Consider the following 21,468-nt stretch of genomic DNA (forward strand, 5'->3'; position numbering starts at 1 on the left):
GGAGACGAGAGGCCCGGACAGGGCCGCGGAGGAGAACCACGATGTCGTACGCCATCAAGGCCGAGGGTCTGGTCAAGAGGTACGGGGACTTCGTCGCGCTGGACGGCGTCGACCTGGAGGTCCCGGCCGGGAAGGTGATCGGGGTGCTCGGACCGAACGGTGCCGGGAAGACCACCACCGTGCGCATCCTGTCGACGCTGCTGCGGCCCGACGCGGGGCACGCCACCGTCGGGGGCCACGACGTGGTCAGGGACCAGGTGCGGGTCCGGGGCCTGATCGGGCTCACCGGGCAGTACGCCTCCGTGGACGAGGAGCTGTCCGGCGCCGAGAACCTCGTGCTCCTCGGACGGCTGCTCGACCTGTCGCGGCGCGATGCCAGGGCGCGGGCCGTCGAACTCCTCGAGCAGTTCGAGCTGACGGAGGCCGCCCAGCGGCCCATCAGCACCTTCTCCGGCGGGATGCGCCGCCGCCTCGACCTCGCGGCGAGCCTGGTGGGACGGCCGGAGGTGCTGTACCTGGACGAGCCGACCACCGGTCTGGACCCGCATGCCCGCACCGAGGTCTGGTCGGTCGTGCGGCGCCTGGTCGCCGACGGGGCCACCGTGCTGCTCACCACGCAGTACCTGGAGGAGGCCGATCAACTCGCCGACTCCATCACCGTGTTCGACCGTGGCCGGGTCGTCGCGGAGGGACGCCCCGACGAGCTCAAGCGGCGGGTCGGCGGTCAGACGCTGCAGGTGCGGCCGACCGTCGCCGGTGACCTGGACATCGTGGCGGGCATCCTCGCCGAGCTGACCGGCACCGCGCCCCAGCGCGACGCCGGCAACGGATCGCTGACCGTGCCGGTCGACGACCCGATGCTGATCTCCGCCCTCGTACGGCGCCTCGACGGGGCCGGCATCAGCGCCGACGAGCTGGGGCTGCGCCTGCCCAGCCTGGACGAGGTGTTCCTGGCGCTCACCGGCGGGGCGGCGAGGAAGGCCGCCGCCCGGTGACCGCCGACCGGTGACCGCCGCCCGGTGACCGCCGCCGGGTGACCCGTCACCGCACGCCGCGGCCCAACTCCCCCAAGCCCTCACGCCGAAAAGGAACCCGTCATGAGCACCGTCACCCTCCCGCACGCCCCGCGGTCGGCCCGCCCCGCGCTCCGCGTCACCCCGGCCAAGGCCACCCGCCACAGCCTCGCGCTCGCCGGGCGCGGCATCACCAAGTTCGTCAAGTCGCCCGCACGGCTCGTCGACGTCGTCCTCACGCCGATCGTCTTCCTGCTGATGTTCGTCTACCTCTTCGGTGGCGCCATCGCGGGCGGCGACACCGACGCCTACCTGCAGATGATCACGCCCGGCATCATGGTGATGACCGTCTTCCAGGCCAGCATCGGCATCGGCGTCTCCCTCAACGCCGATGCGAGCACCGGCATCTTCGACCGCTTCCGCAGCATGCCGATCGCCCGCTCGGCGCCCCTGATCGGCGCGGTCCTCGCGGACGTCGTCCGGTACGTGGTCTGCCTCGTCACGCTGATCGCCCTCGCCCTGGTCATGGGCTACCGGCCCGACACCGACCCCCTGGCGGCACTGGCCGCGCTCGCGGTGCTCATCGGCTTCGCCGTCAGCTTCTCCTGGATGTCGGTGTACGTCGGCATGCTGGTCAGGACCCCCGGCTCCGTGCAGGGTCTGATGACCGTCCTGGTCCTGCCGCTCACCTTCGCCAGCAACGTCTTCGTGCCGGACACCACCATGCCGGGCTGGCTGCAGGTCTGGTCGGACGTCAACCCCGTCAGCCTGATGTCCGACACCATGCGCGGCCTGCTCAACGGCGGCGAGGTCGCGGGACCGCTGCTCGGCAGCCTGGCCTGGATGATCGGCGTGATCGCGGTCTTCGCCCCCCTCGCGATGCGGGCCTACCGCAAGCGCGCCGCCTGAGCCGCCGCCCCCTTCCCGACCCGCGAGCCCCGTACGCATCACCGGTACGCCTCACCAGTACCCATCACCAGTACGACGTCACCGGCTGACCGGCCTCCCCGGTCAGCCGGTTCAGTGCGTCCGCCCTCGCCAGGCCCGCGCCCCGGCCGTACGCCTCCTCGTACCCGGCGGCGCCGAGCCGCTCGGCCACCTCGCCCACCAGCTCCCGCAGCTGCGGATCCCCCTCGTCGAACACGCCCCGGACGACCTGGCTCATGCCGAGCGCGGTGGCCGCCCCCGCCGCGTCGCCCTCCAACAGGAGGAGCCGGGCCAGGAGTTCGGCGGCCCGCGCGATGTCCGCGACCTCGCCCCGGGCGAAGGCGCCGCTCACCGCCCTCGGCAGGAGCTCGCGCGCCCGCACGGCGTCGCCCTGTGCGAGCCGGTTCGCCATGCGGGCGCCCGCGATCAGGTCGCGGGCCATGTCGTCGGGGAGCGTGAGCCGGTCGGCGACGGTGTCCAGGCGGTCGAGGACCAGGTCGGCCTGCTCCAACTCGCCCGACCTGCGGTGCAGTTCGGCCAGGCTGAACAGCATCTCGGCCTCCATCCGCCGGTAGCCCCGCTCCTTGGCCTGCCGCTGTGCCGCGTGGATGTCCCGCAGGGCGCCCTCCCGGTCGCCGCCGCGCAGCCGTTCCGCCGCGAGCCGGGCCAGGCTGTTGAACAGGTCGTCCTCGGCGCCCAGTTCGCCGCTGAGGGCCACCGCTCTCGCGTACGCGGCGATCGCCTCGGCGTGCTCCCCGCGCAGGGAGTGGTCACCGCCGACGGCGAGCAGCGCCAGGCCGAGGCCCCACCGGTCGCCCACTGCCTCGAAGCCCCGCAGGGCCGCGCGGCGCGGTTCGGCTCCCGCGGGCTGCTCGCCCCGCCCGGTGAGCACGAAGTCCCGCGCCCAGTGTGCCGTCGCCCGCACCCAGGGCTCCGGCCGCTCCGCGGCGCGCCGCAGGCCGCTCTCCCCCAGGTCGGCGTTGCCGGTGAGGAACGCGAGCATCGGTATCCACAGCAGCAGCGCCGGGTGGAACTCCCCGGCGTCGGCCCGCTCGCAGTCCTCGATCAGGGTCCGTACGGGAATGTCGTCGCCGCCCGCGGCCCCGGGCGTGCCCGCCATCAGGCGCACCACGCGGAAGGCGGCCCGCGCCCGGCCGGGCAGGGCCTCGTCGAAGGTGAGCACCTCGGCGAGGAACGTCTCGAACTGGGTGCTCATCCCCCTGATCCCCCAGTACCAGAACAGGGCGCGCACGAACCGGGACGCCAGGTCCGCGTCCCTGGCCTCGAAGGCGCCGCGCAGGGCGGAGACCAGGTTGTCGTGCTCGGCGTCGAACAGCGCGAGCGAGCGGAGCTGGTCGCCGGTGCGCAGGGCGGGTTCGTGGTGCTCCGCGAGTGCGAGGAAGTAGGCGGCGAAGCGGTCCGCGGTCCGGGCGCCGCCCTCGGGCGCGGGTGCGGCCTCCGCTTCCGCCTCGGCCAGGCGGCCCGCCGCGAAGGCGCGCACCGTCTCCGACATGCGGTAGCGCTGCTCGCCGTCGGCGTCGTCGGAGGTCTCCAGGAGGGACTTCTCCACGAGGGACCCGAGGACGTACAGCACGTCGTCGGCGGGCAGCGTCTCGTCCGAACAGACCGCCTCCAGGGCCGCGACGGTCGCCCCGCCGGGGAACACCGACAGTCTGCGGGTGAGGATCCGCTCGGGCTCGTCGAGCAGGTCCCAGCTCCACTCGACCAGCGCCAGCAGCGTGCGCTGGCGCGGCAGCGCGGTCCTGCTGCCCGAGGTGAGCAAGCGGAACCGGTCGTCGAGGCGGCGCGCGATCTGGCCGACGCTCATCGAACGCAGCTTGGCCGCGGCCAGTTCGAGGGCGAGCGGGAGGCCGTCGAGACGCCGGCAGATCTCCACCACCGGGTCCACGGTGGACGCGTCGAGCGCGAAGCCGGGCCGTACTCCGGTCGCCCGGTCGGTGAAAAGGCGTACCGCCGCCGAGCCGGCCGCCTCCGCGAGCTCCGGGGTCCCCGCGGGCACCCCGAGCGGGCCGAGGTGGCACAGCGCCTCGCCGGTGATGGCGAGGGGTTCCCTGCTGGTGGCGAGGATCCTCAGGTGCGGGAGGCGGTCGAGGAGTTCGTGCGCGAGGTCCGCCGCCGCCTCCACCAGGTGTTCGCAGTTGTCCAGCACCAGGACGGTCTCGCCGACGTCGAGCACCTCGGTCACGCGGTCGACCCCCGCGCCGGCGCCGGTGAGTCCGTCGCCGGAGGCCACCGACCCCGTGCTCAGCGCGGCGTGCACGGCATCCGCAAGCTGGTCCGGGGTGCCGACACCGGCCAGCGGCACGAACCACACCCGGCCGAGCCGGTGGGCCCGGTGCCGGCTGACGGCTTCGAGCGCCAGCCTGGTCTTGCCCGCGCCGCCGGGTCCGACGAGCGTGACGAGACGGGAGGCGGTGAGGAGCGCGGCGACCTCGTCGAGTTCGGCGTCACGGCCGACGAAGCTGGTGAGCCGGGCGGGGAGACGGTTCGGCGCGGGGGTGGCCTCGGGGCGCGCGACCGGCTGCGCCAACTCGCCTCGCAGCAGCGCGAGATGAACGTCCCGCAGCTCGGCCGACGGGTCCACGCCGAGTTCGTCGCCGAGCCTGCCTCGTATCTCCTCGTACACGCCGAGCGCGTCGGCGTTGCGGCCCGCGGCGGACAGCGCGCGCATCCGCAGGGCGGCCGTGCGCTCGCTCAACGGGCTGTGCGCACCCGCCGATTCGAGGTCGGCGAGGATGTCGGCGTGCCGGCCCAGGCGCAGCTCCGCGTCGAAGCGGTCCTCGGCGGCGGCGGTCCGCAGGTCGTCGAGACGGGCGGCCGCGGGGCGGGCGAAGGGGGCCTCCAGGACGTCCGTGAGGGCGGGCCCCCGCCACAGGGCGAGGGCGTCGGCGAGCGTCGAGGCGGCCTCCGCCGGGCGGCCCGCGGCCAGTTCACGCCTGCCCTGCGCGGCCAGCGTCTCGAAACAGTGGGCGTCCACGTCGTCGGCGTCCACCGTGACGCGGTAGCCGCCCGCGACCGAGTCCACCGTCCCGGCGCCGCGCAGGGCCTTGCGCAACCGGGACACCAGCGCCTGCAGGGCGTTGCCCGCGTCCGCGGGCGGCTGCTCGCCCCACAGACCGTCGACCAGAGCGTCGACGGACACCGGGCGCCCGCCTTCCAGGGCGAGCCTGGCGAGCAGCATCCGCAGCCGTACGCCGCCCAAGGCGAGGGGTGCCGCGCCGCCGGCGGTGACTTCGAGCGCACCGAGCAGGCAGATCTTCACCGGGGTCCTCAGCGCTCGACGAAGAAGCTGTCGTGCTTGACGAGGAACTCGCCGAACTCCTTGCCGCCCTTCTGGGCCATCTCCGCCACCTGCTCGAAGTACTCCTCGCGCGGGGCGCCCGGCGAGAACAGCAGGAGCATGGAGGCGGGGTCGTCGCCGTCGTTCTTGAAGGCGTGCAGGCCGCCGACCGGGACGTACAGGAAGTCGCCCGGGCCGCCGGTGATCCAGCGCTCGCCGTTGTAGAGCTGGACCTGGCCGGACAGGACGAAGAAGGACTCCGAGATCGACTTGTGGAAGTGGGTGCTCGGCCCGGGGGACTTCGGCCCCAAGTCCACCTTGTAGAGGCCGAATTCGCCGCCGGTGGCGGCGTGTGTCGCGAGGTAGTGCGTGCGGTTGCCGCCGGGGCGCACCAGGTCGGGCTCCTGGTCGGCCGGCCTGAACACGGCGTTGATCTCGCCCTCTTCGCCGAGATAGCGGGGCTCCGGATAGGACATGTTCCGCTCCTTGCGTCGTGACACGGTCAGTTGTCGCTCACTGGCTGCTGACCCTATCCAGCGGATACCCACTCGCCCTGTTAGTTCTGCGTAAGGGTTGCCGGGCAGGATTAAGCTGGCCTGCATGCTTGATACGCGCCGCATGCAGGTCCTCCGTGCAGTGGTCACCAGCGGCTCCGTGACCGCGGCGGCACGCAACCTCGGGTACACGCCCTCCGCGGTGAGCCAGCAGATGGCGGCCCTGGAGAAGGAGGCGGGCATCGCCCTCCTGGAGCGCACCGGCCGCGGGGTGCGGGCGACGGACGCCGGGCGGCTGCTCACCGAGTACGCGGTGGCGATCGGCCGACAGCTCGCCGAGGCGGAGACGGCGCTCGCCGGGCTGCGGTCCGGGCGGACGGGCCGGGTCGCGATGCGGTACTTCACGACCGCGGGCGCCAGGCTGGTCGCCCCGGCCCTGGCCGCGCTCCGGCGCGCGCAGCCGGAGGTGCGGGTCGAGTTGAAGCTGTCGGATCCCGACGATCCGATGCCCGCGGTCCGGGACCGGCAGGCCGATCTCGCCCTCGTGGTCAGGCCGCGGGGCCAACTGGGCGTGGAGGGCGTCCGGTTCGAGCATCTCCTGGACGACCGGTACAAGGCGGTGCTGCCCGTGGGGCATCCCCTGGCCGCGAAGCGGCTCCTGGAGATGACGGACCTGGCCGACGAACCGTGGGTGGCGAGCGAGTCGCCGGGGCCCTGCCTCGACCCCATCCTCGAAGCGTGCGGGTCGGCCGGCTTCAGCCCGGACTTCGTGGTGGAGAGCGGTGACTACGCCACGGCGCAGGGCTTCGTCGCCGCGGGGCTCGGCGTCAGCCTCGTACCGGAACTGGGCCTGGACACGCCCCACTCCGGGGTCGTCGTCCGCGAGGTCCGGAACCCGGTGCCGCTCCGGTCGATCCACGCGGCGGTGCGGGGACCGGCGCCGGACCGCCCGGCGGTCGGGGGCCTCCTGGACGCACTGCGGGCCACGGCGGCCCAACTGCCCTCCGCCGAGAATCGCCTGCCCGGACGTTCGTAGGGCGCGGCGGCCGAGGAGCGAGAGGTTTTGCCCTGCTTTAGGTTAAATACAAACCATGTCGCAGCCGGGGACCCTCATCCTGATCATGGCCGTCGCCGTGCTCGCCCCCCTCCTCACCCACGGCTTCAGCCGCTGGCTCCCCGTCCCCCTGGTCATCTTCGAGATCCTGCTCGGCATCCTCATCGGCCCCGACGTGCTGGGATGGGCCCACCAGGAAGCGGTCATCGACGTCCTCTCGGACCTCGGCCTCACGATGCTGATCTTTCTCGCGGGGTACGAGATCCAGTTCGGCGCCGTCCGCGGCGACACCCTGCGCCGTTCGGTGTGGGCGTGGGTGATCTCGCTGGCGCTCGGACTCGGCGTCGCGTTCGCGCTGACCGCGGGCGCCGTCACCAAGAGCTTCGTCATCGGCACGGCACTGACCAGCACCGCGCTCGGCACCGTGCTCCCGATCCTGCGCGACTCCGGGGACCTGCGCGGCCGCTTCGGGACGGTGATGATGGCCTTCGGCGCGGTCGGCGAGTTCGGCCCGATCATCGCGATGTCGCTGCTCCTGAGCGGACGCTCCCCCGGCGTCTCGACCGTGGTGCTCGTCGCTTTCGCCGCCGTCACGGCCCTCGCGGTCTTCTGGGCGATGCGGCCGAGGCCGCCCTGGTTCTCCCAGGTCATCGACAAGACCCTGCACAGCAGCGGCCAGTTCGCGGTGCGCTTCGTGATGCTGCTGCTCGCCGCGATGCTCGGCCTCTCGTACGCCTTCGGCCTCGACACGCTCCTGGGCGCGTTCGCGGCGGGCCTGCTCACCCGGCTCGTGCTGCAGGGCGCGGCGCCCGGGAGCAGCGAGGTGGTCCTCGGGAAGATCGAGGCGATGGGCTTCGGCTTCCTGGTGCCGGTCTTCTTCGTCGTCGCCGGCATCGAGTTCGACCTGGACGCCCTGCTGCACGGCGGCCGAGCACTCGTCCTGCTGCCCGCCTTCCTCCTCCTCTTCCTCGTCGTACGCGGCCTGCCGGTGTACTTCCTCGCCCCGCGTGACCTGGCCGCGCACGACCGGCGCGCGCTCACGCTCTACTCGTCGACGGCCCTGCCGCTCGTCGTCGCGATCACCACGATCGGCCTCGACGACAAGGCCCTGACGGCGGGTGAGGCCGCGGCGCTGGTCGGGGCCGCGATGGTGTCGGTGCTCGTCTTCCCGCTGGCGGCACTGAGGCTGCGGGCACGTTCGCCACGCGGCCTCAGCGCCCCCGGCACCGGTCAGGGCACGTCCGACGGGATCTAGGCGAGCGCGACGAGCTCGCGGTGGTCAGGGCCCCAGAGATCCTCGGTCCCGTCCGGCAGGAGCAGCACGCGGTCGGGCCGCAGCGCGTCGACCGCCCCCTCGTCGTGCGTGACCATCACGATCGCGCCCGGATACGTGCCCACGGCGCCGAGCACCTCGTCGCGCGAGGCCGGGTCGAGGTTGTTGGTCGGCTCGTCGAGGAGCAGCACGTTCGCCCCCGAGTGCACGAGCCCCGCGAGCGCGAGCCGGGTCTTCTCGCCACCGGAGAGCACCGCTGCGGGCTTGTCGGCGTCGTCCCCGCGGAACAGGAAGGACCCCAGGACGCCCCGCACTTCACCGTCCGTCAGGCCGGGAGCGGCGGCGGCGAGGTTCTCCCGCACGGTCATCCCCGGGTCGAGGGTGTCGTGCTCCTGCGCGAAGTAGCCGAGCCGGGCACCGTGACCGTGCACCACACGCCCGCTGTCCGGGAGTTCGGCCCCGGCGAGGAGACGCAGGAGGGTGGTCTTCCCCGCGCCGTTGAACCCCAGGACGACGAGCCGGCTGCCGCGGTCGACGGCCAGGTCGACGCCGCCGAGCACGCGACGGCCTCCGTACGCCTTCACCAGGCTGACCGCGCCGAGCGGCGTACGTCCGCACGGCGCGGGCTCGGGCAGCCGGATCCGCGCGACCCGCTCGCTCCGCCGCACCGGCTCGGTGGCGGCGAGCATCCGGTCGGCGCGGCGGGCCATGTTCTTCGCCGCGGTGGCGGTGGCGACGTGCGAGCGCATCTTCTCCGCCTGGCTGCGCAGCGACGCGGCCTTCCGCTCGGCGTTGGCCCGCTCGCGGCCGCGCCGCCGCTCGTCGGCCGCGCGCTGGTCGAGATAGGTGCGCCAGCCGGTGTTGTGCACGTCGAGGGCGGCGCGGCCCGGGTCGAGCGCGAAGACGCGGTTGACGGTGTCCGCGAGCAGCCCGGTGTCATGGCTGATCAGCACGAGCCCGCCGGGATAGGACCCCAGATAGCCCCGCAGCCAGCCCACCGAATCGGCGTCCAGATGGTTGGTCGGCTCGTCGAGGAGCAGGGTGTCGTGGCGCGAGAAGAGGATGCGGGCCAGCTCGACGCGGCGCCGCTGGCCGCCGGAGAGGTGGCCGACCGGCGTGTCCATCGTGCGCTCGGGGAGCCCGAGACCGGCGGCCACGCGGGCGGCCTCCGCCTCGGCGGCGTACCCGCCCCGGGCCTGGAACGCGTCGTCCGCGCGGGCGTAGGCGTCCATGGCCCGCCGCTGCTCGGCGGCGCTCGCCGCCGAGGCCATGGCGCTCTCGGCGGTACGCAGGGCCTGCGCCGCCCGGTCGAGACCGCGGGCGGAGAGGATGCGGGCCGTGACGGTGCCGTTCGGGTCGGCGGCGGCGGGGTCCTGGGCGAGGTAGCCGAGGGAGCCGGTGCGGGTGAGGGTGCCCGCGGCCGGGGCGAGCTGCCCCGCGAGGGCCTTGAGCAGGGTGGTCTTGCCGGCGCCGTTACGGCCGACGAGGCCGATGCGGTCGCCGGGGGCGATGTGGAAGGAGGCGCCGGCCAGCAGTAGCCGGGCGCCGCCGCGGACGTCGATGCGTCGGGCGGTGATCATGGGGTAACGCTCCGCAGTAGCGAATGGACACACGGGTGACGTGGAGACCGGTGTCCTGGCTAGGAGATGCGGGGCGTAGACATACGGCGAGGGTAGCGGGCGGGGATCGGGGACCGCACGGGGATTTCCCCGCCACGGACGTCACGGGCCGGGCTCGCACCACCGTGCGGGGCTCCGCTCCGCGCGGGATGATCGACCCCATGGACGTCACCCTGCACCTGGCCCAGGAGCCGGAAGCCGATGAGCTCCTCGGCCGCAGTCCGCTGGCCGCGCTCGTCGGGATGCTGCTGGACCAGCAGGTCCCGATGGAGTGGGCCTTCGCGGGCCCGCTCACGATCGCTCGGCGGTTGGACGCGGACGATCTCGACGCGCACGAGATCGCGGCGTACGACCCCGAGGGGTTCGCCGCCCTGCTCTCCGCGAAGCCCGCGGTGCATCGGTATCCGGGGTCGATGGCGAAGCGGATCCAGCAGCTGTGCGCTTACCTCGTGGAGCATTACGGGGGTGACCCCGCCGCCCTGTGGGAGGGCGCCGCGTCCGGCAAGGATCTCCTGAAGCGCCTGAACGACCTCCCCGGCTTCGGCAAGCAGAAGTCCCAGATCTTCCTGGCTCTGCTCGGCAAGCAGCTGGGCGTACGTCCTGACGGCTGGCGGGAGGCGGCGGGGGCCTATGGGGAGCCGGACGCGTATCGCTCTGTCGCGGACATCACCGGGCCCGAGAGTTTGCGGCGGGTCCGCGCCCATAAGCAGGAGCTCAAGGCGAAGGCTTCCGGCACGTGAAGCTGGGCCTGGGGGCCTCTCCCTGACCGGGGGCCTCTCCCACTCGCCCGATTACCCCGCGTACGCCCCGTACCGAATGAGCCCGCGGCTCTCGAAGGGCGGGCGGGTGCCGGGCGTGGGGTGAGAGGGGGCGCGGTGGGGCGTCGGGGTTCGGCCGCCTTCTCGTGGGGGCGGGCCGGGGACTCGCCCCCGTAGCCCAAGAGGGCGGATCTGAGCGTCGGGCCACAGCAAGCGGGGTCAGCCGTGGGACATGACCCTCATGAGCCGCGTCGCGTCCCGCCGCCCCGTGTGGCTGCGCGCCGTCCTCATTCTGCTGGCCCTCCTTGGCACCGTCCTCGCTCCCGCCTCCCCCTGCGAGGCCGCCCCCGCCCCACCCGCTGCCGTCTCCACAGAGCCCGCAGGGGAGGCCCACCAGGACACCTCCGACAGTTCCGCCAGGGTGTCCGGCAGACGTCCCGTCACCGTCACCGTTCCGGCCGCCCGCCCGCGCGCCCCGCGCCGGAGCCTCCCCTTGCCCGCCCGGTGTCGTGAACACGTACCCGCACCACGCTCCGTCGTCCTCCGCTGCTGACAGGCCCGCCTCAGCCCACCCCACCAGCAGCGAACGACAGGACAGACACCCATGCCCATCGACCCGTACGCGGCCCTGCACGCCCTCCTCCGCGCCGAAGCCGTACGCAACGCGCCCGGCCCCGCCACGGCCCCGACACAGACGGAAGAGGCCGAACAGCACCAGCGGAAGGAGCGCGAGCGCCCCGAGCAGAACCACGACCGCTGACCCACCCCACCGGCGCAGACGCCGACGCCAGGCACAGCGTCTGCGCCGCACCACCCCTGACGTCACCCACGAGACCCCCCCACCCGACCTACGTCCCCCACACCCCCACCTTCACCACCCCCACGGCCACCCACTCCCCCTCCGGCCGCCCCCCCCAAATCACCGTCTACGCCGCGCCGTCCCGAACACCGACCTGGAGACCTCCCACCCGACCTACGTCCCCCACACCCCCACCTTCACCACCCCCACGGCCACCCGCTCCGACGCGGGCGCCCCGCCCAGATTTCAGCGTCAGCGCCGAACCACCCCAAACACCACCCGCAAGACCCCTCGCCCGACCAGCACCCCCACACCCCCACCTTCACCACCCACCTTCACCACCCTGACGGCCGCCCCCTCCCCCTCCGGCCGCCCCCCCCAAATCACCGTCTACGCCGCGCCGTCCCGAACACCGACCTGGAGATCTCTCGCCCGATCTGCGTCCCCAGCGACCGCGCCAGCGACTTGAAGATGCCGCTCCCCACCACCTGGTCCACCACGGATTCGGGAGCCTCGGCCTTGTGGTCCCTGTCCTTGGCCCCCGGCTTGCCCCCTGCCTTCGCCGCCTCCGCGGCAGCCGCGACCTCCGCGGCTGCCTCCTCCGCCTCTGCCTGACGTGCGGTCAGCTTCTCGTAGGCCGACTCACGGTCGACCGCCTCCGCGTACCGCCCGTACAGCGGTGACCCCTTTACCGCCGCGTCGAGTGCGCCGGCCTCCACCGGGCCCATCAGCGACTCCGGGGCCCGCAGCCGTGTCACGGCCACCGGCGTGGGCGCGCCCTTCTCGCTCAGTACGGTGATCACCGCCTCGCCCGTGCCGATCGCGGTCAGCGTCTCCTCCAGGTCGTACGCCGAGTTCGGGAACGTACGGACCGTCGCCTTCAGCGCCTTCTGGTCGTCCGGGGTGAAGGCCCGCAGCGCGTGCTGGACGCGGTTGCCCAGCTGGGCGAGGACGTCGGCGGGCACGTCCTTCGGCGTCTGCGTCACGAAGAAGACGCCGACCCCCTTCGAGCGGATCAGCCGCACGGTCTGCGTGATCGCCTCCAGGAACGCCTTCGACGCCCCGTTGAAGAGCAGGTGCGCCTCGTCGAGGAAGAAGACGAGCTTCGGCTGATCGACATCCCCCACCTCGGGCAGGTCGTTGTAGAGGTCCGCGAGGAGCCACATCAGGAACGTCGAGAAGAGTTGCGGCTTGTCCTGCACGGCGGGCAGTTCGAGCACCGACACCAGACCACGGCCGTCCGGCGCCACCCGCAGGAACTCGCTCGTGTCGAACTCCGGCTCCCCGAAGAACTCCCCCATGCCCTGCGCCTCGAAGGCGGTCAGCGCCCGCAGGATGACGCCCGCGGTGACCGTGGAGAGCCCGCCGATCCCCTTGAGCTCGGATTTGCCCTCGTCCGACGTCAGGAACGTCACCACGGCCCGCAGGTCCTTCAGGTCGACCAGTTCGAGCCCTTTCTGGTCGGCGTAATGGAAGATCAACGCCAGCGACTGCTCCTGGGTCCGGTTCAGTTGCAGCACCTTCGACAGCAGCACGGGGCCGAAGCTCGTGATCGTGGCCCGCACCGGAATCCCGGTGCCGATCCCACCAAGGGCGTAGAACTCGCTCGGGAAGCCCGTCGCCTCCCACGTCTGTCCGACCTCCCGCGCCCGCCCGACGACCTTCTCGCCGTACGCCCCCGGCACCGAGATCCCGGACACGTCCCCCTTGATGTCGGCGAGGAACACCGGCACACCCTGCGCGGCCAACTGCTCGGCGATGAGCTGGAGGGTCTTCGTCTTCCCGGTGCCGGTCGCGCCCGCGACGAGCCCGTGCCGGTTGAGCATGGCCAGCGGGACACGGATCTGGGCGTCGGGCAGACAGCTCCCGTCCCACAGGAGCGCGCCGAGGTCCAGCGCGGGCCCGGCGAAGGCATAGCCGGAGACGATCTCCATCGCTTCCTGGGGCAGCGCGGCATTCCCTGGACCGACACCCCCGCCGGAACCTTCCCCTCCGGTCGTCACCTCTGTGACCGGCGAAGACACGTTAGAGGGGTTTGCGGGCCCCGACATGGACGGGATCGGCTGGCTGTCGCTCACTTCTGCCCCTGTTCCCGGCTTGAGTGTTACCGGTTTGCCCCGATATCCGGCGTCATTTCCCAGAGTCGCACTGCGTCTCCATGGCTGCGCCCGGAGAGCCTTGCCCGGTAGGCTTTCCGTGTGATCTTCAAGCGCATCGGAAACGGCCGGCCGTACCCCGACCACGGCCGGGAAAGCACCCGGCAGTGGGCGGACGTCGCGCCGCGCCCGGTCCGCCTCGATCAGCTCGTGACGACCAAGGGCCAGCTGGACCTGGAGACACTCCTCGCGGAGGACTCGACGTTCTACGGCGACCTGTTCGCGCACGTGGTGAAGTGGCAGGGCGACCTGTACCTGGAAGACGGACTGCACCGCGCGGTCCGTGCGGCGCTCCAGCAGCGCCAGGTGCTGCACGCCCGCGTACTCGAACTGGGCTGACGGCGGCACACGGCCATGACATCGGGCACGCGTGTCTCACGCGTGCCCACCTCACGTCCACATCCGTGCCCGCGCCCACACCCGCATTGGCCCTTTCGGGTTGGACTGCGCCCAAGCCAATGATCATTTAGTAGGCATCACGGCGTCGTCGCACTACGCTGCGCCCATGAGCATGCTCACTCCCCCCGGCATGGGCGGCAAGTACCGCATCACGGGGGCCAAGTACCCGCGAATGCGCCGACCCCGTGGCCGCCGCAGGCTCGTGCTCGCGGTGGTCGCGTCCGTCGTGGCGGTCGGCCTGATCGGCTGGGGAACACTGCAGCTCATCGATGTCTTCACGGGCGGCGACAAGGCCACCGCGGCGAGCTCGCGCAACGGCTGCGCGGCCAAGCCCGCCCCCTCGGCCAAGCCCGCCCCCAAGGCGCTGCCCAAGCCGGGCCAGGTCAAGGTCAACGTCTACAACGCCACGCCCCGATCCGGCCTCGCCAAGGACGTCGCGGCCGAGCTCAAGAAGCGCGGCTTCGCCATCGGCAAGGTGGACAACGCGCCGAAGGAGTACGACAAGAAGGTCAAGGGCACCGGGATGCTGCTCGGTGCCAGGACCGCCACGGACACCGCGCTGCCGGTACTGGGCACGCAGCTCGCGGGCGCCGAGAGCAAGGCCGACGCCCGCAAGGGCGGCGAGGTGGACCTCATCCTGGGCACGAAGTTCAAGGATCTGGCAAAGAAAGAGGACGCCGACAAGGCTCTGGCGGTACTCGCCGAACCCAAGCCGGCGCCCTCGACGTCCGACGGCAGGAAGAACTGCTGAGCGCTACTCCGCGGTCCCGTACATCCGGTCCCCGGCGTCGCCGAGGCCCGGGACGATGTAGCCGTTCTCGTTGAGCCGCTCGTCCACCGACGCCGTCACGACCGTCACCGGCGTGCCCGCGAGCTCACGCTCCATGATCTCGACGCCCTCGGGCGCGGCGAGGAGCACCACGGCGGTGACGTCGTCGGCGCCGCGCTTGATCAGTTCCTGGATGGCCGCGACGAGCGTGCCGCCGGTGGCCAGCATCGGGTCCAGGACGTACACCTGACGCCCGGAGAGGTCCTCCGGCATGCGCGTCGCGTACGTCGACGCCTGCAGGGTCTCCTCGTCGCGGATCATCCCGAGGAAGCCCACCTCGGCGGTCGGCAGGAGCCGCACCATGCCGTCCAGCATGCCGAGCCCGGCGCGCAGGATCGGCACGACCAGGGGGCGCGGGTGCGACAGCTTGACGCCGGTCGTCGGGGTGACCGGGGTCTCGATGTCGACCTGCTCGGTGCGCACGTCCCGGGTGGCCTCGTACGCGAGCAGGGTGACCAGCTCGTCGGCGAGACGCCGGAAGGTAGGTGAGTCGGTGCGCTTGTCGCGCAGCGTGGTGAGTTTGTGCGCCACCAGCGGGTGGTCGACGACGTGGATACGCATGCCTTCAACGGTAACCGCGCCCGGGGCACCTGCTCTCCCCTCGTCAGGGGCACCTCCCGTCACCCCCGGAACAACCAGCGCTGGCATCAAACCCGCCGTACGGGGGAAAGTGGACGTACGACCTGGGGTGGTGTTGCCCATGCCGGACAGAGAGCCCGGCGGCCGAGAGCCGGACCGCGAGACCGAAGCCGAGCGCCGGCGCCGCCGTGCCCAGTTCCTGCACGAAAGGGCCGAGGCCCTTGAGCTCCGCGACCGTGTGAAGCCGCGCCGCGCCCGGGCGGCACGGATGCGTCAGCAGATGCGTATGCGCACGTTCCGCTGGTAGCGGCCACCTCTCACGCAGGCATCGGGGAGCTGTCCGGGAAACGCGACGCGGACACAGCGGGCGGAAGACCTCTCCTCAGGCCGTGGTTTCTGCCACGATTCCGAGTGGGCGGGGCTTGGAACAGCAACTCCCCCGCTCCCCGAACTCGCCGGGGGGACACCCAAACCGTCAACCGGCACTGTCTATGACCAGTGGGAGAGTCACGGTGTACTTCGCCGCACTGCTCGCGCGCACCGAAGACGGGTGGGAAGCGAGCGACACGGAGCTCGACGATGTGGAGACCCTGTCGGATCTGACCGACCTGGCCCGCGAGGCCACGGCCGGCAGCGCTGAGGACGACACCGTCCTCGTCTTCATCGAACAGGAGGGCGCCTGGTTCGGCGTCGTCCGCGTGGACGGTGAGGAGGACCCTCGTATCTACGTCTCGGACGCGGCCGCGGCCGCCCGGAGTTCGTACGGCGAGATCCTGCTCACCGACGAGATGCTCGGCCGCGAGCCGGGCAACGACGATCCGGGCGTCGATCTGGACGCCCTCGACCTGGACGGCACGGAGGACGGCGAACCCGCCGGCTCCGATGCCGCCCCCGATCCCGCCGCTGACGACGACCCGGGGGACGCGTCGGGTGACGCGGTGCCCGCGGGGCCCCTCGGCGACTCCGAGCTCCTGACCGACCTCGGCGTGCCCGAGAAGGACCTGCTCGGCCTGGAGCCCGGTGACGCGCTCAGCGACATCGCCGAGATCCTCGGGGCGGCGGAGGTGCTCGAGACCGTCCGTTAGGTTCAGGTGTGACCGAAACCGGGCGAGAAGCCGATCCCGTGCGCGACCACTGGCGGGCCGCCATGCGGCTCGCCCTGGCCGAGGCCGAACTGGCCGCGCGGGGCGGCGACGTGCCCGTCGGCGCCGTCGTGCTGTCCCCGGACGGCACGACGGTGCTCGCGTCGGGTCACAACGAACGCGAGGCGACCGGCGACCCGACGGCGCACGCGGAGGTGCTCGCCGTCCGCCGGGCCGCGGCCGCGCTCGGGGAGTGGCGGCTCACCGGCTGCACGCTGGTGGTGACCCTGGAGCCCTGCACGATGTGCGCGGGCGCGCTCGTCCAGTCCCGGGTCGACCGGGTCGTCTACGGGGCGCGTGACGAGAAGGCGGGCGCGGCGGGCTCCGTGTGGGACGTCGTACGCGACCGAAGGCTCAATCACCGGCCCGAGGTGATCGAGGGCGTGCTCGCGGAGGAGACCGCGGGGGTGCTCACCCGCTTCTTCCGGGGACGCTGAGAAGCCTCCCGGACAACGGATTTCTGACCACGGCCCTCTTTGGGCTAGAGTTCCTCTCGGTAGCGTGTCCGAGCGGCCGAAGGAGCTCGCCTCGAAAGCGAGTGTGGGGAAACTCACCGTGGGTTCAAATCCCACCGCTACCGCTCTTGATACGAAGGCCCCGTCCGCGAGGACGGGGCCTTCGTCGTTCAGTAGGTGAAGTGGTCAGGACGGTGCCAGGACTGTCTGGACGGGGGGAACGGCATCGGGGGGACAAGCCGCTCCCCCCGATGAGGACTGGAACCCCTGAGCCAGCGCCGCCTTTCGGGGGGAAGCCGACGGCGCGTGTCCCCGCAGTGGGGCCAGTCCCTTGCCCGCGGATTCCTGCCAGATCCGCTGGGGCACATCACCAATCCTGCGCCCGGCGCCACCGGGGACGGCACGGCAAAGGGCCTCCGCTGCCGGGCCGTTGGTCCTTAAAGACCTTGTGAGCACTGGCCGGGTTAGACTCACCGCCGTCACAGGGGCCACAGAGCGCAGCAGGTAAGGGGAGGCCGAGAGCATGGCGGTGCAGTGGAAAAAGATCGGGCTCTTCGCGCTCGTCGTCTTCATGCTCTACGTGATCATCACCGATCCCGCCAAGGCCGCGGACTACGTCCAGATAGGCTTCGAGGCGGTCTCGGACGCCGCTCAGAGCATCGGTGACTTCATGACGTGGGTCGCCAACGGAGGCAAGGACTGAGCGGCTCGGCCCGCCGTCCTCTCCCTCCTCTCCCCGCTTCCCAGGAGTGCGCATGATCCGCCATCTGGTCCTCTTCAAGCTCAACGACGGTGTGGAGCGCGACGAGCCGCGCGTCGTCGAGGGCGTCAAGGCCTTCCGCGCGCTCGGCGGGCAGATCCCGGAGCTGGCGTTCTGGGAGTGCGCGTGGAACATCACCGACCGGCCCATCGCGTACGACTTCGCCATCAACTCGGCGGTCGAGGACACCGATGCGCTGAAGCGGTACATCGAGCACCCGGCCCATCAGGCGGGCGTCGCGCTGTGGCGGGAGTTCGCCACGTGGGTGATCGCCGACTACGAGTACTGAGCCACCCGGCTCAGCGGCCCCGCCCGAAGCGGCCCCTCACCGGAACGGTGAGGGGCTTTTCTGCGTCTTATGGCCCAACTTGGCCCACAACACGTAGTTATCGGGTGCTTGCACACAGTGCACATGTCTTGTGATGCTATGACCGCTTTTGACGGATGAGTTGACGAAGGTCGACTGATCTTGACTGAGCTCGACAGGACTTGACTTGGCTTGACCGAGAAGGGGTGGCGTTGACCGTGCCGGCCAGTACTGCGCCCGAAGCGCCACCCGTGACCCCGCAGGCGAGCAGCCCCGGCCCACCCGGCCCACAGAGCCCACAGAGCCCACAGAGCCCACAGAGCCCACAGAGCCCACAAGCCCCCCAGAGCACACAGAGCGCGCCGCCCCTCCAGGACACCCAGCCGGCCACGACCACCCCGAGCACCCCCAGCAGCAGGGGCGCCGACACCCGGGCCCTGACCCAGGTGCTCTTCGGCCAGCTGAAGGGCCTGGAGCCGGGCAGCCCCGAGCACGGCCGCGTCCGCGGTGCGCTCATCGAGGCCAACCTGCCGCTGGTGCGGTACGCCGCCGCCCGCTTCCGCAGCCGCAACGAGCCGATGGAGGACGTCGTCCAGGTCGGCACGATCGGTCTGATCAACGCCATCGACCGCTTCGACCCCGAGCGCGGCGTGCAGTTCCCGACCTTCGCGATGCCCACCGTGGTCGGCGAGATCAAGCGGTACTTCCGCGACAACGTACGAACGGTCCATGTGCCGCGCCGTCTTCACGAGCTGTGGGTGCAGGTGACCGGGGCGACCGAGGACCTCACCACGACCCATGGGCGCTCGCCCACGACCGCGGAGATCGCCGAGCGGCTGCGGATCACCGAGGAGGAGGTCCTGGCCTGCATCGAGGCCGGACGTTCCTACCACGCGACGTCGTTGGAGGCGGCTCAGGAGGGCGACGGGCTGCCCGGCCTGCTCGACCGGCTCGGCTATGAGGACCCGGCACTCGACGGCGTCGAGCACCGCGACCTCGTCCGCCATCTTCTCGTCCAACTGCCCGAGCGCGAACAGCGCATCCTGCTGCTTCGCTACTACAGCAATCTGACGCAATCACAGATCAGCGCCGAATTGGGCGTTTCTCAGATGCATGTGTCAAGACTGCTGGCCAGAAGCTTCGCGCGACTTCGATCCGCAAACCGTATCGAGGCGTAACCGTATCGAGTGGACTGCTCTCACGGCGGTTCCCGACTGCCTCGTGCGCAGAAAAGCCCCAGACCCCCTCTTTCCTGCATCGATGTCACCCTTCTTTGTCGACATGTAACTACAGCGTGTTGCCGACATGTGACATTCTGCTGGAACCGCGTTTGCCGGAGCCCCACGTCCGGTATTCAGGTGGAGGCTGCGTTCCTCCGACGGGAACGTCCGCCGCGACCGTCCGCGACCTCAAGGGGGTGGCATGTCCGCAGACCAGGGCAGCTCGAAGGTGCTCACGCTCACGAAGAGCGAATCAGCGCCGAGCGAATCAGCGCCTGACGCGCTGGTGAGTTCAGTAGTTTCCGGGACCCCCGGAGCCATCGACACCCGCACCCTGTCCCGCTCCCTGTTCCTGCGGCTCGCCGCGCTCGACCAGGACAGCCCGGAGCGTGTCTATGTGAGAGACACGCTGATCGAGCTCAACCTCCCCCTCGTCCGTTACGCGGCCGCGCGATTCCGCAGCCGGAACGAACCGATGGAGGACATCGTCCAGGTCGGCACGATCGGCCTGATCAAGGCGATCGACCGCTTCGACTGCGAACGGGGCGTGGAATTCCCGACGTTCGCGATGCCGACGGTCGTCGGTGAGATCAAGCGCTTCTTCCGTGACACCAGTTGGTCGGTGCGCGTCCCGCGCCGCCTCCAGGAGCTGCGGCTCGCGCTGACGAAGACGAGCGACGAGCTGGCGCAGAAGCTGGACCGCTCGCCGACCGTGCCCGAACTCGCCAAGGCGCTCGGGGTGTCCGAGGAGGACGTGGTCGACGGCCTGGCCGTCGGGAACGCGTACACCGCCTCCTCGCTCGACTCCCCGGCCCCCGAGGACGACGGCGGCGAGGGCTCCCTCGCGGACCGCCTGGGGTACGAGGACAGCGCGCTGGAAGGCGTCGAGTACCGCGAGTCGCTCAAGCCGCTGCTCGCCAAGCTCCCGCCGCGCGAGCGCCGCATCATCATGCTGCGCTTCTTCGCGAACATGACGCAGTCGCAGATCGGCGAGGAGGTCGGCATCTCCCAGATGCACGTCTCGCGCCTGCTGACGCGCACGCTCTCGCAGCTGCGGGAAGGTCTCATCGCGGACTGAGGTCACGCCCCCTGTGGCTCAAGGCGCCGCAGGGGGACAGGAGTTGCCGTAAACGGCCTGGAGTTGCTGACGGGGTTCCTAATTGACGACCCGTCAGCCACACTGTCGCGATGCGACGTGGCATGCGGAACGTACTGGGTGCGTCTACGGCCGCCCTGTGCCTGGGCGGGCTGCTTGCGGCCTGCGGCGGCGGGGACGGCGACGGCTATGTGGCCACGGGTCCGGCTGCCGCGGGGCCTGATCGGGCTCCGGGCAAGGGCGTTGCCCCCACCGGGGACGTGGAGTTGGTACCGCTCGACGAGAGCGCCGCCGAGGACGCCTCGCCCGGCGGCAAGGGTGGTGAATCCGAGTCCCCGAAATCCGGTTCGGGCGACTCCACCGGCAAGTCCCCCGACCAAGTGGGCAGTTCCGACTCTCCGGACACCCCGACCGGTGGCGAGACCTCGACCGGCGGCGCCAAGCCCGGTCGTACGGATAGCAGTTCCGGAGGTTCCGGAAGTTCCGGAGGTGGATCGGCGGACCGCCCCGAGGGCGGGGCGAGCGACAGCCCCTCCAGCCCCGGCGGCAGCTCCAGCGCCCCTCCCAGCGGACCCGCGAAGCTCAGCGTGGGCGATCCGCAGCGGAAGCCCGCGGACGACCGCTGGTGCGAGAAAGTGACCGTCGCCTTCAAGAACACCGGCGGATCGCCGGTGCGGTCGGGCACGGTCACCTTCGGTACGCACATCATCGGCGCCCTCGGCGTGGACTGGGCCACGATCGACTCCACGCGGGAGCTGCCCGCGCCCATCGGCGCGGGGGAGACCGTGAAGAAGACCTGGCCCGTGTGTGTCGAGGCCTGGCGGGTGCCGCTGGGCATGCATGTGGAGACGCAGGACGTCTCCGTGAAGTGGAAGTAGGGGTTTCTTCTCTGCCTGCGGGCCGCATGCGGCTGGGCGCGCAGTTCCCCGCGCCCCTACAGCGCCCCTGCGGGGCGCTCCAGGGCGTCTTCTACTTCAGCGCCAGCCACGCCACTCCCGCGATCACCACGATCGCGAGTACGACGCCGATGATCAGGCCGACGCGCGGGCCGGCGGACGCGGCCGCGGGCTGCTGGGCGCGGCCCTGCGGGGACTCGTCGACGAAGGCGCGGAACATCTGCGTGCTGCCGGCGGGGTCGGGGGTGTTCTGGGGGCCCTGGGGGTTGTGTGCCATAGCGCAGGACCCTAGCGAATCAGCGGGGGTCCGCCCAACCCCCGCTGACCACGGACTTTACGAGCGTGGTCCCAGAGCTTTGCCGACTCTTTAGGCGGTTGGTCCAGTTTTAGT

The 21,468-nt window shown here is 71.5% G+C and carries 22 protein-coding genes and 1 tRNA gene; 17 read left to right on the forward strand and 6 right to left on the reverse strand.

Translation table 11 applies throughout. The features are described from left to right. Window positions 1–41: 41 nt before the first annotated feature. Complete coding sequence (locus ACWD02_RS36870) at window positions 42–995, forward strand: ATP-binding cassette domain-containing protein (protein ID WP_451219343.1); 954 nt, start codon at window positions 42–44, stop codon at window positions 993–995. A 102-nt stretch (window positions 996–1,097) separates the two neighbouring features. Continuing rightward, window positions 1,098–1,922, forward strand: a complete 825-nt coding sequence (locus ACWD02_RS36875; RefSeq protein ID WP_451219346.1) for an ABC transporter permease — start codon at window positions 1,098–1,100, stop codon at window positions 1,920–1,922. Window positions 1,923–1,986: 64 nt separating this feature from the next. Here the strand turns inward: ACWD02_RS36875 and ACWD02_RS36880 are convergent, their stop codons facing one another. Then, window positions 1,987–5,223 carry a BTAD domain-containing putative transcriptional regulator gene (locus tag ACWD02_RS36880; RefSeq protein WP_451219349.1) on the reverse strand — a complete coding sequence of 1,079 codons (3,237 nt, stop codon included), beginning with the start codon at window positions 5,221–5,223 and terminating at the stop codon, window positions 1,987–1,989. Between the two features lie 8 nt (window positions 5,224–5,231). Beyond that, window positions 5,232–5,717: a cupin domain-containing protein gene (locus ACWD02_RS36885; RefSeq protein WP_451219352.1), complete on the reverse strand. Its 486-nt coding sequence runs from the start codon at window positions 5,715–5,717 to the stop codon at window positions 5,232–5,234. 124 nt (window positions 5,718–5,841) lie between these two features. Here ACWD02_RS36885 and ACWD02_RS36890 point away from each other — a divergent pair, with 124 nt between their 5' ends. Further along, window positions 5,842–6,771, forward strand: coding sequence for a LysR family transcriptional regulator (locus ACWD02_RS36890; RefSeq protein ID WP_451219355.1), 930 nt, complete (start codon window positions 5,842–5,844; stop codon window positions 6,769–6,771). 55 nt (window positions 6,772–6,826) lie between these two features. Next, window positions 6,827–8,044: a cation:proton antiporter gene (locus ACWD02_RS36895; RefSeq protein WP_451219358.1), complete on the forward strand. Its 1,218-nt coding sequence runs from the start codon at window positions 6,827–6,829 to the stop codon at window positions 8,042–8,044. Here the strand turns inward: ACWD02_RS36895 and ACWD02_RS36900 are convergent. Then, entirely contained in the window at window positions 8,041–9,642 is a 1,602-nt protein-coding gene (locus ACWD02_RS36900; RefSeq protein WP_451219361.1) for an ABC-F family ATP-binding cassette domain-containing protein, read from the reverse strand. The genes ACWD02_RS36895 and ACWD02_RS36900 overlap by 4 nt on opposite strands. A 200-nt stretch (window positions 9,643–9,842) precedes the next feature. Here ACWD02_RS36900 and ACWD02_RS36905 point away from each other — a divergent pair, with 200 nt between their 5' ends. After that, on the forward strand, window positions 9,843–10,421 hold the full coding sequence (locus ACWD02_RS36905) for an HhH-GPD-type base excision DNA repair protein (protein WP_451219364.1): 579 nt from the start codon (window positions 9,843–9,845) through the stop codon (window positions 10,419–10,421). A gap of 622 nt (window positions 10,422–11,043) precedes the next feature. After that, the gene (locus tag ACWD02_RS36910; protein ID WP_451219367.1) at window positions 11,044–11,199 is read left to right on the forward strand and encodes a hypothetical protein; all 156 of its coding nucleotides are present in this window, start codon (window positions 11,044–11,046) and stop codon (window positions 11,197–11,199) included. A 422-nt stretch (window positions 11,200–11,621) separates the two neighbouring features. Here the strand turns inward: ACWD02_RS36910 and ACWD02_RS36915 are convergent, their stop codons facing one another. Continuing rightward, entirely contained in the window at window positions 11,622–13,172 is a 1,551-nt protein-coding gene (locus ACWD02_RS36915; protein ID WP_451219370.1) for a helicase HerA-like domain-containing protein, read from the reverse strand. 264 nt (window positions 13,173–13,436) lie between these two features. Here ACWD02_RS36915 and ACWD02_RS36920 point away from each other — a divergent pair, with 264 nt between their 5' ends. Together ACWD02_RS36920 and ACWD02_RS36925 are read left to right on the forward strand one after the other, a co-directional pair. After that, on the forward strand, window positions 13,437–13,733 hold the full coding sequence (locus ACWD02_RS36920) for a type II toxin-antitoxin system VapB family antitoxin (protein ID WP_003955420.1): 297 nt from the start codon (window positions 13,437–13,439) through the stop codon (window positions 13,731–13,733). 166 nt (window positions 13,734–13,899) lie between these two features. Next, window positions 13,900–14,544, forward strand: coding sequence for a LytR C-terminal domain-containing protein (locus tag ACWD02_RS36925; protein WP_451219373.1), 645 nt, complete (start codon window positions 13,900–13,902; stop codon window positions 14,542–14,544). Window positions 14,545–14,547: 3 nt separating this feature from the next. Here the strand turns inward: ACWD02_RS36925 and upp are convergent, their stop codons facing one another. Further along, window positions 14,548–15,183 carry a uracil phosphoribosyltransferase gene (gene upp / locus ACWD02_RS36930; protein ID WP_363210194.1) on the reverse strand — a complete coding sequence of 212 codons (636 nt, stop codon included), beginning with the start codon at window positions 15,181–15,183 and terminating at the stop codon, window positions 14,548–14,550. Window positions 15,184–15,322: 139 nt separating this feature from the next. On the opposite strand from upp, the gene ACWD02_RS36935 reads away from it, so the two are divergent. The 9 genes from ACWD02_RS36935 (at window position 15,323) to ACWD02_RS36975 (ending at window position 21,059) form a co-directional block, all read left to right on the forward strand. Next, entirely contained in the window at window positions 15,323–15,508 is a 186-nt protein-coding gene (locus tag ACWD02_RS36935) for a hypothetical protein (protein ID WP_367043588.1), read from the forward strand. Between the two features lie 205 nt (window positions 15,509–15,713). After that, window positions 15,714–16,286, forward strand: a complete 573-nt coding sequence (locus ACWD02_RS36940; protein ID WP_451219645.1) for a tRNA adenosine deaminase-associated protein — start codon at window positions 15,714–15,716, stop codon at window positions 16,284–16,286. Window positions 16,287–16,348: 62 nt separating this feature from the next. Further along, complete coding sequence (gene tadA / locus ACWD02_RS36945; protein WP_451219648.1) at window positions 16,349–16,780, forward strand: tRNA adenosine(34) deaminase TadA; 432 nt, start codon at window positions 16,349–16,351, stop codon at window positions 16,778–16,780. A 58-nt stretch (window positions 16,781–16,838) separates the two neighbouring features. Further along, window positions 16,839–16,923: transfer RNA gene (locus ACWD02_RS36950), tRNA-Ser, on the forward strand. 398 nt (window positions 16,924–17,321) lie between these two features. After that, window positions 17,322–17,501: a hypothetical protein gene (locus tag ACWD02_RS36955; RefSeq protein ID WP_160505981.1), complete on the forward strand. Its 180-nt coding sequence runs from the start codon at window positions 17,322–17,324 to the stop codon at window positions 17,499–17,501. Between the two features lie 52 nt (window positions 17,502–17,553). Beyond that, window positions 17,554–17,847 carry a Dabb family protein gene (locus tag ACWD02_RS36960; RefSeq protein WP_451219377.1) on the forward strand — a complete coding sequence of 98 codons (294 nt, stop codon included), beginning with the start codon at window positions 17,554–17,556 and terminating at the stop codon, window positions 17,845–17,847. 236 nt (window positions 17,848–18,083) lie between these two features. Then, window positions 18,084–19,043, forward strand: coding sequence for an RNA polymerase sigma factor SigF (locus ACWD02_RS36965; RefSeq protein WP_451219380.1), 960 nt, complete (start codon window positions 18,084–18,086; stop codon window positions 19,041–19,043). A 244-nt stretch (window positions 19,044–19,287) separates the two neighbouring features. Further along, complete coding sequence (locus tag ACWD02_RS36970) at window positions 19,288–20,163, forward strand: RNA polymerase sigma factor SigF (RefSeq protein ID WP_451219383.1); 876 nt, start codon at window positions 19,288–19,290, stop codon at window positions 20,161–20,163. A gap of 110 nt (window positions 20,164–20,273) precedes the next feature. Beyond that, window positions 20,274–21,059: a hypothetical protein gene (locus ACWD02_RS36975; RefSeq protein WP_451219386.1), complete on the forward strand. Its 786-nt coding sequence runs from the start codon at window positions 20,274–20,276 to the stop codon at window positions 21,057–21,059. Window positions 21,060–21,150: 91 nt separating this feature from the next. On the opposite strand, the gene ACWD02_RS36980 is transcribed toward ACWD02_RS36975, so the two are convergent. Further along, on the reverse strand, window positions 21,151–21,354 hold the full coding sequence (locus ACWD02_RS36980) for a hypothetical protein (protein ID WP_451219389.1): 204 nt from the start codon (window positions 21,352–21,354) through the stop codon (window positions 21,151–21,153). Window positions 21,355–21,468: the final 114 nt, after the last annotated feature.

The organism is Streptomyces sp. NPDC002853 (genome assembly GCF_053591915.1).